The 14,283-nt window shown below is 62.8% G+C and carries 15 protein-coding genes; 10 read left to right on the top strand and 5 right to left on the bottom strand.

Annotation, left to right across the window (positions count from 1 at the left end; translation table 11 throughout):
• The 9 genes from O7A05_RS03970 to O7A05_RS03930 all read left to right on the top strand — a co-directional run bounded on the left by O7A05_RS03970 (position 1) and on the right by O7A05_RS03930 (position 9,555).
• Positions 1 to 774, top strand: coding sequence for a thiazole synthase (locus tag O7A05_RS03970; protein WP_337091653.1), 774 nt, complete (start codon positions 1 to 3; stop codon positions 772 to 774).
• Complete coding sequence (locus tag O7A05_RS03965) at positions 771 to 1,376, top strand: thiamine phosphate synthase (RefSeq protein WP_337091652.1); 606 nt, start codon at positions 771 to 773, stop codon at positions 1,374 to 1,376. Before O7A05_RS03970 ends, O7A05_RS03965 begins: the two co-directional genes overlap by 4 nt.
• Positions 1,367 to 2,146 carry a hydroxymethylpyrimidine/phosphomethylpyrimidine kinase gene (locus tag O7A05_RS03960; RefSeq protein WP_337091651.1) on the top strand — a complete coding sequence of 260 codons (780 nt, stop codon included), beginning with the start codon at positions 1,367 to 1,369 and terminating at the stop codon, positions 2,144 to 2,146. Before O7A05_RS03965 ends, O7A05_RS03960 begins: the two co-directional genes overlap by 10 nt.
• Before the next feature lie 145 nt (positions 2,147 to 2,291).
• Positions 2,292 to 4,853 (top strand): GcvT family protein, encoded by a 2,562-nt coding sequence (locus O7A05_RS03955; protein WP_337091649.1) that lies wholly within the window; start codon positions 2,292 to 2,294, stop codon positions 4,851 to 4,853.
• Between the two features lie 132 nt (positions 4,854 to 4,985).
• Complete coding sequence (locus O7A05_RS03950) at positions 4,986 to 5,927, top strand: phosphoribosylaminoimidazolesuccinocarboxamide synthase (RefSeq protein ID WP_337091646.1); 942 nt, start codon at positions 4,986 to 4,988, stop codon at positions 5,925 to 5,927.
• A gap of 75 nt (positions 5,928 to 6,002) precedes the next feature.
• Positions 6,003 to 6,845 (top strand): DUF1194 domain-containing protein, encoded by an 843-nt coding sequence (locus O7A05_RS03945; RefSeq protein WP_337091645.1) that lies wholly within the window; start codon positions 6,003 to 6,005, stop codon positions 6,843 to 6,845.
• A gap of 133 nt (positions 6,846 to 6,978) precedes the next feature.
• Positions 6,979 to 7,929 carry an ABC transporter substrate-binding protein gene (locus O7A05_RS03940; RefSeq protein WP_337091643.1) on the top strand — a complete coding sequence of 317 codons (951 nt, stop codon included), beginning with the start codon at positions 6,979 to 6,981 and terminating at the stop codon, positions 7,927 to 7,929.
• Positions 7,930 to 7,990: 61 nt separating this feature from the next.
• Positions 7,991 to 8,767, top strand: coding sequence for an ABC transporter permease (locus O7A05_RS03935; RefSeq protein ID WP_337091641.1), 777 nt, complete (start codon positions 7,991 to 7,993; stop codon positions 8,765 to 8,767).
• On the top strand, positions 8,764 to 9,555 hold the full coding sequence (locus O7A05_RS03930; protein ID WP_337091640.1) for an ABC transporter ATP-binding protein: 792 nt from the start codon (positions 8,764 to 8,766) through the stop codon (positions 9,553 to 9,555). Before O7A05_RS03935 ends, O7A05_RS03930 begins: the two co-directional genes overlap by 4 nt.
• Positions 9,556 to 9,575: 20 nt before the next feature.
• Here the strand turns inward: O7A05_RS03930 and O7A05_RS03925 are convergent, their stop codons facing one another.
• The 3 genes from O7A05_RS03925 to O7A05_RS03915 form a co-directional block, all read right to left on the bottom strand.
• Positions 9,576 to 10,514, bottom strand: a complete 939-nt coding sequence (locus tag O7A05_RS03925) for a GlxA family transcriptional regulator (protein WP_263482302.1) — start codon at positions 10,512 to 10,514, stop codon at positions 9,576 to 9,578.
• A 304-nt stretch (positions 10,515 to 10,818) separates the two neighbouring features.
• Positions 10,819 to 10,953, bottom strand: coding sequence for a hypothetical protein (locus tag O7A05_RS03920; protein ID WP_263483928.1), 135 nt, complete (start codon positions 10,951 to 10,953; stop codon positions 10,819 to 10,821).
• 345 nt (positions 10,954 to 11,298) lie between these two features.
• Positions 11,299 to 11,484, bottom strand: a complete 186-nt coding sequence (locus O7A05_RS03915; protein WP_095764923.1) for a hypothetical protein — start codon at positions 11,482 to 11,484, stop codon at positions 11,299 to 11,301.
• Positions 11,485 to 11,705: 221 nt separating this feature from the next.
• On the opposite strand from O7A05_RS03915, the gene O7A05_RS03910 reads away from it, so the two are divergent.
• A complete protein-coding gene (locus tag O7A05_RS03910) occupies positions 11,706 to 12,605 on the top strand; it encodes a LysR substrate-binding domain-containing protein (RefSeq protein ID WP_042645025.1) in 900 nt (299 codons plus the stop codon).
• A gap of 1 nt (position 12,606) precedes the next feature.
• Here the strand turns inward: O7A05_RS03910 and O7A05_RS03905 are convergent, their stop codons facing one another.
• Both O7A05_RS03905 and O7A05_RS03900 read right to left on the bottom strand, forming a co-directional pair.
• A complete protein-coding gene (locus tag O7A05_RS03905; RefSeq protein WP_337091637.1) occupies positions 12,607 to 13,569 on the bottom strand; it encodes an alpha/beta hydrolase in 963 nt (320 codons plus the stop codon).
• A gap of 309 nt (positions 13,570 to 13,878) precedes the next feature.
• Positions 13,879 to 14,064, bottom strand: coding sequence for a hypothetical protein (locus O7A05_RS03900; RefSeq protein WP_181174730.1), 186 nt, complete (start codon positions 14,062 to 14,064; stop codon positions 13,879 to 13,881).
• Positions 14,065 to 14,283 lie beyond the last annotated feature (219 nt).

Genomic DNA, 14,283 nt, shown 5'->3' with positions numbered 1-14,283 from the left:
ATGTTCGATCTTCTCGGAACGAAGCTTGCCTCACGGCTGCTCCTCGGCACCGCCCAATATCCATCGCCGGCCGTACTGGCGGAAGCGGTCAAGGCGTCGGGCACCTCGGTGGTGACGGTCTCGCTGCGCCGGGAAATGGCCGGCGGCAGGGGCGGCCAACAATTCTGGTCGTTGGTCAATTCGCTCGGCGTGAGGATCCTGCCCAACACCGCCGGCTGTCACTCCGTGAAGGAAGCCGTCACGACCGCGAAGATGGCACGCGAGGTTTTTGGCACGTCCTGGATCAAGCTAGAGGTCATCGGCAACCATGACACGCTTCAGCCGGACGTGTTCGGCTTGGTCGAAGCCGCCCGCATCCTGTGCGAGGACGGTTTCATCGTGTTCCCCTACACCACCGACGACCTTGTCGTCGCCGAGCGGCTGCTTGAGGCGGGCTGCAAGGTTCTGATGCCGTGGTGCGCGCCGATCGGTTCGGCCTTGGGACCGGTCAACATCATGGCGCTGCGCTCGATGCGCGGGCATTTCCCCGACGTTCCGTTGATCGTCGATGCGGGGCTCGGACGGCCGTCGCACGCGGCAACCGTGATGGAGCTCGGTTTCGACGCCGTGCTCCTCAACACGGCGGTCGCCAAGGCTGCCGATCCGGTCGGAATGGCGCGCGCTTTCAGCAAGGCAGTCGATGCCGGCCGCGAAGCGTATGGTTCCGGCCTGCTCGATCCGCGCGACGTCGCCGTGCCGTCGACGCCTATGATCGGCAGGGCGGTTTTCTCATGAAGCTCGATCCCTTTTACCTGATCGTCGACAGCGCCGCCTGGATCGAGCGGCTGGTGCCGCTTGGCGTCAGGCTGGTGCAGCTCCGCATCAAGGACATGGACGAGGACGGGCTGCGCATGGAGATCCGCAAGGCAAAAGCCTTGTGCGCTCGACACCATTGCCAGCTTGTCATCAACGATCATTGGCGCCTGGCGATCGAGGAGGGCTGCGACTTCGCCCATCTCGGTCAGGAGGATCTGCAAAATGCCGATCTTCGGGCGATACAGGCCGCCGGCGTCAGGCTCGGACTGAGCACCCACGACGATGCCGAGCTGGAAACGGCTGTTGCGGCGAAGCCCCACTACGTTGCGCTCGGCCCGGTCTATCCCACCATCCTGAAGAAGATGAAATGGGCTCCGCAGGGGCTGGAACGGGTCCGAGTATGGAAAGAACGGATCGCGCGTCTGCCGCTGGTCGCTATCGGCGGCCTCAACCCCGAGCGGCTCAATGGTGTTTTCGAAGCCGGCGCCGACAGTGCGGCGGTGGTGACGGATATAACTTTGAATTCCGATCCCGAAGCGCGCACCAGAGAATGGATCGAAAAGACGGATCAATGGCGCTGAACCGGGACCCGCATGTGCTTGTTGTCGGCGGATCGGATTCCAGCGGGGGTGCCGGGATTGCGCGCGACATCGAGACGATCTCCTCCATCGGCCTGCGGACCTGTCTCGCCGTTACCGCGGTGACGGTGCAGACACACCAATCCGTTACGGCAGTCCACCATATCCAACCCGGCCTGGTCGCCGATCAGATGCGTGCAGCGCTGCGCGCCAACAAAGTGCTGGCGATAAAGATGGGCATGCTTTCAACGGCACACGTTGTCGAGGCGGTTGCCGCCGTGCTGCGCGAAAATCCGCGGATACCGGCGGTCCTCGACCCGGTGTTGGCCTCCTCGTCGGGCAGGCAATTGCTGGAACCGGAGGCGCTCGGGGCCCTGAAGCACGATCTCATGCCGCTTTGCCGTCTCATGACGCCGAATCTTGTCGAGCTGGCGATGCTGACCGGATCGGATTTGGCTTCGGACGACGATGATGCGCTGCGGCAGGGAAGGCGATTGCTTGCGGGAGGGCTGCAGGCGCTGCTCATCAAGGGCGGCCATGCAGTGGGACCCAGATCGACAGATATTCTGTTGAGCGGCGGACAAGAGCCTGTGCGCCTCGACATGCCGAGGCTTGCGGGATCGATGCGCGGAACCGGCTGCATGCTGGCGAGCGCGATCGCCGCGTATCTGGCCGGTGCGAAGCCGCTCGAGGACAGCGTGCGCGAAGGCAAGCGGCTTGTCTTCGAGGAACTCCTGCGATGTACCCAGCACGAAGCCAGTCCCGACGCATGAGGAATTCCTCACTGTAACAGCCCGAGCCAGGCGCGTTCGGCTGTCAGGGTCGCTCGGCATTTTTCTAATGTCGCAAACAGGCTTCAATCACCCTGCCGCTCCGCCCTATAGTCCCGCCCGCTTTATCCCTTTGGAGTCGCGGGCAATGGCAGAGTTTCCGAAAAAGGCGAAGGTCGTCATCGTCGGTCTGGGTGGTATTGTCGGCGCGTCCGTCGCCCACCACCTGATCGAGCGCGGTTGGGAGGACATCGTCGGCATCGACAAGTCGGGCATCCCGACCGATATCGGCTCGACGGCACATGCCTCTGACTTCTGCTACACGACCAGCCACGATTTCCTGTCGTGCTGGACGACGCTCTACTCGATCGATTTCTACGAGAAGATGGGCCATTACGCCCGCGTCGGAGGCCTTGAGGTCGCTCGCGTCGGCGACGACGCCCGCATGGACGAGATCAAGCGCAAGATCGCCTCGGCAAAATCCTTCGGCACCCGCGCGCGGCTGATCGAGCCGGCCGAGATCAAGGAAAAGTTCCCGCTGATCGAGGAGCATCTGGTGCAAGGCGGCCTGTGGGACCCCGACGCCGGCCTCGTCATCCCGCGCTCGCAGACGGTGGCCGGCAAGCTGGTCGACCAGGGGGTTGCCGCCGGCAAGCTGCAGGCTTTCGCGAACACCTCGGCCAAGGAGCTGATCGTCGAGAACGGCCGCATCAAGGGCGTGGTGACCGAGCGTGGCACGATCGAGGCCGATTATGTGGTCGTCTGCACCGGTATCTGGGGCCGGCTCACCGCGGCGCTGGTCGGCGAGGACCTGCCGGTCATGCCGATCGACCATCCGCTGACCTTCTTCGGGCCGTACAACGAGTTTGCCGGCACCGGCAAGGAGATCGGCTGGCCGCTGCTGCGCGACCAGGGCAACTCGGCCTATATGCGCGACACCGGCGACCCGAAGACCGCCGAGGGCGGTCAGATCGAGTGGGGTTATTACGAGGAGACCAATCCGCGTCTGTGCCACCCGCGCGATCTTCTGGAAAAAGACCAGGCGCGGCTGTCGCCCTCGCAGCGCGACCTCGACATGGAACAGATCATGGCGCCGCTGGAGCGCGCCATGGAGCTGACGCCGATCCTCGGCGAACTCGGCTACAATGAGGGCCATTCCTTCAACGGCCTGCTGCAGGTGACCACCGATGGCGGCCCGTCCATGGGCGAGAGCCAGAAGGTGAGGGGCCTGTGGTACGCCGTCGCCATCTGGGTCAAGGATGGCCCCGGCATGGGCAAGCTGATCGCCGACTGGATGACCGACGGCCGCACGTCGATCGACCATCACGCGATCGACTATTCGCGCTTCTATCCGCACCAGATGCAGGAACAGTTCATCTGGGACCGCTGCACCGAGACGGCGATGAAGGTCTACAATCCGGCGGTGCATCCGCGCGAGCCCTTCTCCAAGGGCCGCAATGTCCGCCGCTCGCCGTTCTATGAGCGCGAGAAGGAGCTCGGCGGCTATTTCATGGAACTGGGCGGCTGGGAGCGCGCGCATGGCTACGCGGCCAACGAGCATCTGCTGGAGAAGTACGGCAACCGCGTGCCGGTGCGCGAGAACGAGTGGGACAACCGCCATTTCTGGCGCGTCTCCAATGCCGAGCACCTGGCGATGAGCGAGGATTGCGGCATCGTCAACCTCTCACATTTCTCGATGTACGACGTTGAAGGACCCGACCATGTCGCGTTGCTGGAATGGCTGTGCGCGGCCAAGATCGGCGGCGACAACAATATCGGCAAGGGCATCTACACCCACTTCCTCGACGAGGAGGGCATGGTGCGCGCCGACTTCACGGTGATCCGCATGGCCGATCGCTGCCGGGTGATCGACGGCGCCGACGCCGGCCCGCGCGATTTCCGCTACATGCAGCGCACCGCGCAGGACAAGGGTTTCGATGTCACCGTCACCGACGTGACCGAGAAATACGCTACTATCGGCATCTGGGGGCCGAATGCGCGCACGACCCTGCAGAAGGTGGTTGAGGACCCGAACGGGCTGACGCCGGAGAATTTCCCGTTCGCCGCGATCAAGCCGATCAAGATCGGCGGCAAGGACGTCACTGCGTTCCGCATCTCCTATGTCGGCGAACAGGGCTGGGAATTGCATATGCGCTACGAGGATGGGCTCGCCGTCTGGGACGCGCTGCGCTCCACCGGCGTCATGCCGTTCGGCGTCGAGACCTACGCCAACACGCGCCGCATGGAAAAGAGCCTCAGGCTGCAGAACGCCGATCTCTTGACCGAGTACAACCTGCTCGAGGCCGACCTCGCCCGTCCGAAGGTCAAGGAGAACGATTTCTGCGGCAAGGCCAAGCACCTGGAATATCGTGCCCGCGCGCATCAGCCGGCGATGCTGTGCACGCTGGTGATGACCGAGAACACCGATTACAAGGGCGTCGCGCGCTATCCGGTCGGCACTATGCCGGTGCAGGATCCCGCGACGGGCGAGACGCTGGTCGACGAGCTCGGCCGCCGCTCCTTCACCACTTCGGTCGCCTACGGCCCAACTATCGGCAAGAATATCGCGCTTGCCTATCTGCCCTGGGCCTTCTGCCAGGAAGGCCGCAAGCTGCAGGTCGAGTATTTTGGTGAGACCTATCCGGTTGAGGTGGCCGGTGTCGGTTACAAGCCGCTCTACGACCCGGAGAACCTCAAGCCGAGGAGTTGACGACCGGCGCGATAGCGGCAACTGATCGGAAAAGCTTTGGCCTTCCTCGGAAGGCCTTCATGCTTGGCTTGATGCGCAGGGGGCCAGCGGCTTATGTGGCCCGATCAGAAGCCCGCGAAAGCTACATGTCCCATGCGCATCCTCTCCGACGCCTTCATTCCCGAACTGCCCAATCGCTACAATGGCAAGGTGCGCGAAAATTACGATCTGCCGGACGGGCGCCGCATCATCATCGCCACCGATCGTCTGAGCGCGTTCGATACGATCCTGGCCTCGATCCCGTTCAAGGGGCAGGTCCTCACGCAGACGGCGCGCTACTGGTTCGAGGAAACCGCCGACATCTGCCCCAATCACGTGCTGGAGTATCCGGACCCCAACGTCGTCGTCGGCAGGCGGCTCGACATGCTGCCGGTCGAGATTGTGGTGCGCGGTTATCTGGCGGGGACCACCAGCACCTCGATCCTGACCAAATACAGGAAAGGCGAACGGAGCTTCTACGGTCACACCTTTCCCGATGGGCTGCGCGACAATGAAAAGCTGCCGCAAGCGATCATCACCCCGACCAGCAAGGCCGCCAGCGGCGGCCATGACGAGCCGCTGTCCGAAGCCGAGGTCATCGAACAGGGGCTGCTTACGCAGGCGCAGTGGGACACCGTATCTCGCTATGCGCTGCAGCTGTTCGCCCGCGGCCAGCAGCGCGCCGCCGAACGCGGCCTGATCCTGGCCGACACCAAATATGAATTCGGCACCGCGCCGGACGGCGCCATCGTACTGGCGGACGAAATCCACACGCCCGACAGCAGCCGCTACTGGATCGCGCAGAGCTATAACGAGGCGTACGCAAGCGGCGAGCGGCCGCAGAGTTTCGACAAGGATTTCGTCCGCTCATGGGTGTCGGCGCGGTGCGATCCCTACAAGGATCCGATCCCGCAAATTCCGGACGAGATCGTCAACCAGGCCTCGGCGGTCTACATGCAGGCCTATGAAGCGATCACTGGCGCGAAATTCGTCCCCGATCTTTCAGGAGATACGGTGCTGGAGCGCATCCGTTCGAATCTCGCGCGATATTTTTAAGGTCCACGCCGGCGGAAATCCAATGCCGGATATTCCCGGCTTTTGCGCGCGGCGATTTTCGCCTAATCTTCCTCCATGTCCGCTTATGCCCGCGCAAGGCATACCGTCTCAGCCGGTGCCGCCATGGCGCTGGCGCTTTGGCTGACGCCGGCAGCTTCTCCCGCCGAGCCCGTCGATGTCGAACTGGTGCTGGCGGTCGATGTTTCACTTTCGATGTCGCCGGCCGAGCTGGAGATCCAGCGTCACGGCTACGCCGCGGCACTGACGCATGACAATGTGCTGAAGGCCATCGCCGACGGCGCCTATGGCAAGATCGCCGTTACCTATGTCGAATGGGCGGGGACGACCTGGCAGCGCGTCATCGTGCCGTGGACGGTGATCGCCAATCGCGACGATGCCGAGAAGGTGGTGGCTCAGCTCAGTGCCCGCCCGCCGGACAGCGCCCGGCGGACCTCGATCTCGGGCGCGCTGAGCTTCGGCAGCGACCTGTTCGCCGAGAGCGGTTTCCAGGGCACGAAGCGCGTCATCGACGTTTCCGGCGACGGGCCCAACAACCAGGGCGCGCCGGTCAATCTCACGCGCGACGAAGTGGTCAAGCAAGGCATCACCATCAACGGACTGCCGTTGATGACGCGTGGCGGGTTCAGCGGCGCCTTCGACGTCGACAATCTCGACCGCTATTACAGCGACTGCGTCATCGGCGGACCGGGCGCCTTCATGATCCCGGTCAATGACTGGACGCAGTTCCCCGAAGCGATCCGCCGCAAGCTGGTGCTCGAGCTTGCCGGCCCGGCTTCACCGCAATGGGCGGCAGAAGAGGCGGCGCATCCGCCGATCGTCTTGGCTGACGACAAGCCGGCCGCCGACTGCCTGGCGGGCGAGAAGATGTGGCGCAACCGCGGTTGGGGCACGCCGTGAGCAATCGAGAAGCCCCTCAAGGTCCGCCTGCGTGCGCCAGATTGGACCATCGTCGAGTGCGGCTTCTGCTTCATTGACAAGCCTTTTGGGGTCTGTGAGACAATTCGGGCTCACCACAAAAAGGGGAACCACAATGAAAAGAACCTCCATTTTCGCGGCGGCGCTGACGTCGGCCGCCGTGCTTGGCGCGCCGGCGATGGCGGCGACGTCTATCACCATCGGCATCAGCGGCTGGACCGGTTTCGCGCCGCTGACTTTGGCCAAGCAGGCCGGGCTTTTCGAAAAGCACGGGCTCGACGTCACGCTCAAGAAAGTGCCGCAGGCGAGCCGCCCGCTGGCCATCGCCAGCGGCGACCTGCAATGCGCGGCGACCACGGTCGAGACCTGGATGGTGTGGAACGCCAGCGGCGTCACCACCAAGCAGATTTTCCAGCTCGATAAATCCTACGGCGCCGACGGCATCGTCGTGCGCAACGACATCAAGAGCGTCGCCGATCTCAAGGGAAAGAACGTCGCTTCGTCCGCGCCCGGAACCTCGCCCTATTTCCTGCTCGCCTGGGTGCTCAACAAGAACGGCATGTCGACCAAGGACGTCACCGTCGTCAACCTGGAGCCGGATGCGGCGGCGCAAGCCTTCCTCGCCGGCCAGAACGATGCCGCCGTTACCTACGAGCCCTTCATCTCCGCCGTGCGCGACAAGGCCGACCAGGGCCACATCCTGGCGACCACGCTCGATTATCCGATGGTGATGGATACGGTCGGCTGCACGCCGGACTTTCTCAAGGCCAATCCCGATGCCGCCAAGGCGCTCGCCGACAGCTATTTCGACGCGCTCGACATGATCAAGAAGGATCCGCAGAAATCCTACGAGATCATGGGTGCGGACGTGAAGCAGTCTGCCAAGGAGTTCGAGGACTCGGCTAAGTATCTGAAATGGGCCGACAAGGCGGAGAACAAGCAGTTCTTCACCAAGGAGTTCCAGGACTTCTCCAAAACGGCCGCCGAGCTGCTGCTGCAGATGGGGCTGATCAAGGAAGCGCCGGACGTGACGACGCTCGCCGACACCAGCGCGGTCGCCAACTGATCGCGCATTGCCGGACCGGCGGCGCCCGGCCGCCGATCCCTCCTCTCATGGACTTTTCCTGATGCTGCGTCCCTTGCATCCCGTTGCGCCGGGCACGCGAACCGTGCTCGGCATCGCCTTCTTCGTGCTGTTCGTGGCGTTCTGGGCGTGGATCACGCTCGGCGGCCACGTGAACCGGATCTTTCTCGCCGATCCGCTGTCGATGCTGAGAGACGGCTGGCGGCTGCTCGTCGAAGACCGGTTCTGGCTCGATATCCTGATCACCATCTGGCGCGTCTTCGGCGGCTTCGTGCTGGCGTCGATCGTCGCGGTGCCGATCGGCATCGCCATGGGTGCCTGGAAGCCGGTCGAAGCCTTCCTCGAACCGTTCGTGTCCTTTGCGCGCTACCTGCCGGCGTCGGCCTTCATTCCGCTACTCATCCTGTGGGCCGGCATTGGGGAACTCGAAAAACTCCTGGTTATCTTCGTGGGCTCGGTGTTCCAGATCATCCTGATCGTCGCGGTCAAGGTCGGCAGCACAAGGCGAGACCTGGTCGACGCAGCCTATACGCTGGGTGCGACCGACAACGGCATCGTCAAGCGCGTCATCATGCCGGCCAACGCGCCGGAGATCGCCGAAACGCTGCGGCTGGTGCTGGGCTGGGCCTGGACCTATGTGATCGTCGCCGAGCTAATCGGCTCGTCGTCAGGTATCGGCTACATGATCATCAATAGCCAATCGCGGCTGGCGACGGGACAGATCATCTTCGGCATCATCGTCATCGGGCTGATCGGGCTTCTGTCCGATTTCGCCTTCAAGGCGCTCAACCGCTGGCTCTATCCATGGAGCGTGGCGTGAGCAAGCTTCTCATCGAAGGCGTCTCGCGGACCTTTGCCGGGGTCGGAGGCGGGCAGCCGGTGCGGGCGCTGCAGCCGGTCGATCTCGCGGTCGCGGCCAATGATTTCATCACCATCCTCGGGCCATCCGGCTGCGGAAAGTCGACGCTGCTCAGGATCGTCGCCGGACTGGAAGCGCCGAGTACCGGCCGCGTGCTGCTCGACGGCAAGGCGGTCACAAGACCGGGACCGGATCGCGGCATGGTGTTCCAGTCCTACACGCTGTTTCCCTGGCTGACGGTTGCCGAAAACATCGGTTTCGGCCTGCGCGAGCAAGGCCGGCCCGAGCGCGAGCGCAACGAGATCGTCGCCTCCTATATCGATCTCGTCGGTCTGAGGGGTTTCGAGAACCATTGGCCGAAACAGCTGTCGGGCGGCATGCAGCAGCGCACGGCGATCGCTCGCGCTCTTGCCAACGATCCCGAAATCCTGCTGCTCGACGAACCGTTCGGCGCGCTGGACAACCAGACGCGCGGGCTGATGCAGGAACTGCTGCTCGGCATCTGGGAGCGGCGCAAGAAGACGGTGCTGTTCGTCACCCATGACATCGAGGAGGCGATCTTCATGGCGTCGCGGGTGATCGTGATGAGCGCCCGGCCCGGCCGCATCAAATCGGACGTGCCGGTCGACCTGCCGCATCCGCGCCTCTACACGCTGAAGACCAGCCCGGAATTTTCCGCGCTGAAGGCGCAACTCACCGAAGACATCCGCATCGAGGCGATGCGGACCGCGCAGACGCAGTCCGCCTAGACGACTTCGCCTCTGCCTGCTTAAGCTGCCAGCAACTGCTTGCGGTCGACGCGCTCCTGCTGCGGCGAGCGGGCGTAGAGCTCGCGGTAGCATTTGGAGAAATGCGAGGCGGAGACGAAGCCGCAGGCCACCGCCACTTCGACCACCGGCAGCGACGACTGGATGAGCAGGTGCCTGGCGCGGTCGAGCCGGATCTCCAGATAGTAGCGTGCGGGCGACCGGCCCATCTCGGTGCGGAACAGGCGCTCGATCTGCCGGCGGGAAAGATCGACATGGTCGGCGATCTCGATCAGCGACAGCGGCTCGGCAAGGTTGGCTTCCATCAGCTCGATGATGGTGAGCACCTTCGAGTTCTGAACGCCGAGGCGGGCGCGCAGCGGCAGGCGCTGGCGATCGGTCGGGCTGCGCACGCGGTCGGTCAGCACCTGCTCGCAAACGCGGTTGACGAGGCTTTCGTCGAAATCGTCGCCGATGAGCTTCAGCATCATGTCGAGCGCGGCGGTGCCGCCGGCGCAGGTGTAGACGTTCTGGTCGACCTCGAAGAGGTCGGCAAAGACATTGGCCTTCGGGAATGCCTCGGAAAAGCCCGGCAGGTTCTCCCAATGGATGGCGCAGCGCTTGTTGGATAACAGGCCGGCGGCGGCCAGGATGTGGGCGCCGGTGCACAGGCCGCCGACGGCGACGCCGCGGTTGTATTCCTCGCGCAGCCAGGCGAAGGCCGATTTGTTGTGGTAGCGCTCGACATTGATGCCGCTGCAGACGATCGCCATGTTCGGCCGATCCGGCCCGGCCATCTTCTTGCGCTCTTCCTCAAGCGAGGTGTTGACGGCGCATTCGACGCCGTTCGAGGCGCGCACCGGCTTGCCGTCTATGCTGGCCAGCCGCCAGCGATAGGCTTCGTAGCCGAGCATCCGGTTGGCCGAGCGCAGCGGATCGAGCGCCGTCGCGAAGGCAATCATCGTAAAATCGGGAATGAGGAAGAATACAAACGATCTCTTGATCGGATGCTTTACGGCATTCACGGGGAAACCTCACGCAGCCATGACGCGAACAGGATGTCGCGAACAGCATAGCGACAACAGGAAAAATCATTCCTGTCAATCGGGTAGGCGGCTAAGTGAAGATTAAATTTGCGACACGGGTCGCAAATGGGCAATTCGTGCAACTGCAGGGCGTCTCTTCGCCGACGTCAGGTGTCAACGCCCCAATGAAAACGCCGCCTCGCCAAGCGGGGCGGCGTTGAATTCAGCATGCCGAATTGTCTCAGGCCACGAAGCCGAGACGGGCAGCAGCCATGGCGCCGGTCTGGCCGGGCATGGTCTTGGCAAGACGCTGACGTTCCATAGCGGTTGTCAGGTTCATTTCACGGCGGGTGAACAGGCGGGCAAAGAGCTTCATCGTCATCTCCATTTGGTTGCTCAGACGGGTCGCCTTCGCTTAATGGAGTGGGGCAGCTCGTTTTGGCTGACGGTGATATAGGCTCAGTTCAGCAAAAACTGAATCGCAAAAGCGAAGCGCTTGATATGAAAAGCGACATGGTTTGCGACATTCTTGGGCAGCGTGCCCAAAATTTTCCATTATTTTCGGTGGGTTAATTGGTTTGTTAATCCGCTATGCGGGTGGCTCATATGCGTCATGCGGCGGCCGCATGGCTGGAAAAGTCGTTTGAACGCAAACAAAAGACCAAACAAAAAGGCCTGCCGAGCTGACGCGGCAGGCCTTCAGAACTTCATACACACTCGGTTACTTCGCTCCGGCCCAGCTTCCAACACCGAGGCGCAAGCCGGTCTTGGCATCGGCGGCTTCCGGCCAGCCGATATCCTTCTGCAGTTCGATCGGCAGCGCATGGATGGCGCGTTCGGTCTGGTAGCGGGCGCGGGCCGCGCTGAATTCGGTCGCAAGCCGACCGATGGATGACAGGATAGACATTTCTTTCTCCTCTATGCGGGCAGGGAGGGGCGCCCGTCATTGCGTTAAACCAGGTCTGTTTCAGCTTCATTTCACGTCGATTGCAGGACTGTGTCAGGGTCGTTTCATGGCTGCTTTTGGCAGCATCCTGTATCGATCGAGTTGACTATGCGCTTGGAGTGATGTTCAATCAAACGAAATGGAATGATGGATTGCATCAGAAAAATTGAAGGCAGGCTGCCATGAACGCCCCGCTCAATCATCCTTTGCCGCTGCTTGACCTCGATGTGCTGCGCACCTTCGTGGCGATTGCCGAGACCGGCAGCTTCACCACCGCCGCCAATGCGGTGTTCCGCACGCCATCGGCCGTCTCCATGCAGATCAAGAAGCTGGAGGATATCCTCGGCCGTTCCGTGTTCGCGCGCGACGCGCGTTCGGTGACGCTGACCACGGATGGCGAGATGCTGCTCGGCTATGCGCGCCGGCTTTTGTCGATCAACCGCGAGGTGGTGTCGAAGTTCATCATCCCCGACATCGTCGGCGTAGTACGGCTCGGTTCCCCCGACGATTATGGCGAGCGCGTGCTGCCGCATGTGCTGAAGCGCTTCGCCCAGTCGCATCCCTCGATCGCCGTCGACGTCACCATCGACCAGAGCATCAATCTGCGCCGGCGCATGGACGACCGCGCGCTCGACATCACGCTGCTCACCAATTCCTACAAGACAAGCGCGGTCGGCGCAGAGGTGCTTTTGACCGAGCCGATCGTGTGGGCCGGGGCCAAGGGCGGCTGCGCGCATCTGCGCGAACCGCTGCCGGTATCGCTGTGGGAAGAAGGCTGCGCCTGGCGGGCCGGCGCCCTGGAAGCGCTTGGACGCGAGGGCCGCAATTACCGCATCGCCTATATGAGCGCCCACACGGCCGGCCAGCGTGCCGCTATCATGGCCGACCTTGCGGTGGCGCCGCTGCCGAAGTCCTTCCTCGGCGACGAGATGGTCTCGCTGGGCGCCAAGGACGGCATGCCCGAGATCGGCACCTACAATCTTGCCATGGTGGTGGCGCCCGATGCGAGCGCACCGGTGAAGGCCGTGGCCGACCATATCCGGGCGACGTTCGAATTGTTTCGCGAAACCGGCAAGTTCTGAGCTATTCAGCCGCTGGCGCGGGGCGGGCTGCGAAATCAGCCTTTGTCCTGCGCCGGGCAAGAACTCGGCGGGCTGCGGGAACGCTGAGAAAGTCGACGATGCTGTCGCGCGCGCGGCGCGCCTCGGGCATCTCGATCAGCGGCCAGACGTGGAACATGCCTTCCTCGTAGACCACGTCGACCTCGACGCCGGCAGCGCGCGCGCGTTCGGCGAAGATGAGATTATCTGGTGTCAGCATGTCGCGTGAACCGGTCAGCAGCAGCGTCTTCGGCAGCACGGACAAGTCGCCGTAAAGCGGGCTGATGTGCCAGTCGTTGCGGTCGAAACCGGCGCTGTAGAGCCGCACCGCTTCCAGCCCACCCGGAATACCCAGCCACGGATCCTGCCGCTCGGCCTCGAAGACTTCGGGATTTGCGAGCGAAACGTCGAGGCCGGGCGAGATCAGCACATGACGTGACGGTGCCGGCAGGCTTTCCTCGGCCGCCATCATGGTCAGCACGACCGCCATGTTGCCGCCGGCGGAATCGCCCATGAAGACGATGTCCTCGGCGTCGGTCTCTTCGAGCATACGCCGGTAAACGTCGCCGACCATGCCGAACATGTCATGGAAATCGTACTCGGGCGCGATGGGATAGATCGGCACGGTGATGCCGAAACCGAGACGCTCGGCCATCTCGGCGATCAGCCCCCAATGGTAGGAGGTGATCTGAAAGACGTAGGCGCCGCCATGCATGTAGAGGATGCGTCGGCACTCGCCCGCCTTCGGGGCGATCTCATAGACGGGAAAGCCGTCGATTTCGGCCTCGGTGATGTCCAGCCGCGCCTTGAGCAAGGCCGGCGGACGATAGTCCTCGGTCTTGCGGGCGTAGGCGATCCAACGGTGCAGGTTCTCGGGACTGGAAAACGCCTTCTTGCGGCTGTGCCTGAGGATGAAGGAAACGAGATGGCTTTTCAAACTGGGCATGCGGATACACGCATTTCGGCAGAGCCGACTAAGAGAGTTCCCCCGCTATTCCAAGATTGTACCTCAGTTAAAAATGTCAAGGTTTAGCCGCTGGCGCATCGGCGTTGTGATGGTGCCTGTTCTTTGTTTGCGCAATTCGAACAGAACGCTACTGCGAAGTCGGCGAGCCTAACCGCTGCGCATTTCTCCTGGCATTGGCCTAGCGCCGCTTCGACAGCAGCGCCGCGCGCAGTTTGTTGTGGGCGGCAGCCGGAGCCGCATTGCGGCCCCGGCGCTTGCCGAGCAGCTTGCATTTGTCGGCAAAGGTCATCAGCGTGGCGTGCCCAGAAGCAGCGCGTGAAGGGCTGCCTGCGGGTCGCTCGGCGGCGAGGCCGGCCAGCCGATATCCTTCTGGACATGCGCCGGCAGATCGTTGAGCGCGCGGATCGCCTTGTTCCTGGCATGAGCCTGCCTGATGGTGACACCGAAGCGGCTGAGATTTCCAAACATCGACATTTTCATCTCCCTTGAAGAGCGTGGCAGCCGAAGCTGCATGTCTTTGTCCCAAAGCCGCGAAGCGCTTTTGGGCGACATGCATAATCTTCAGCCGCCGTTGGATGGCCGTTAAATGCGTCACGCATGTATCGGGTCGATTTCGCGAAAACAGCGTTTCGGTTTCCGGATCGCGCGAATCCGGAAACATTTGCATACAAATGAATTGAACATGCCGGCGGG

Origin of the sequence: Mesorhizobium argentiipisi (SeqCode), assembly GCF_037179585.1 — a bacterium.
GTDB lineage: Bacteria > Pseudomonadota > Alphaproteobacteria > Rhizobiales > Rhizobiaceae > Mesorhizobium > Mesorhizobium argentiipisi.
Note: the sequence above shows the minus strand (reverse complement) of the source record. Positions and strands in the feature narration are given on the sequence as shown.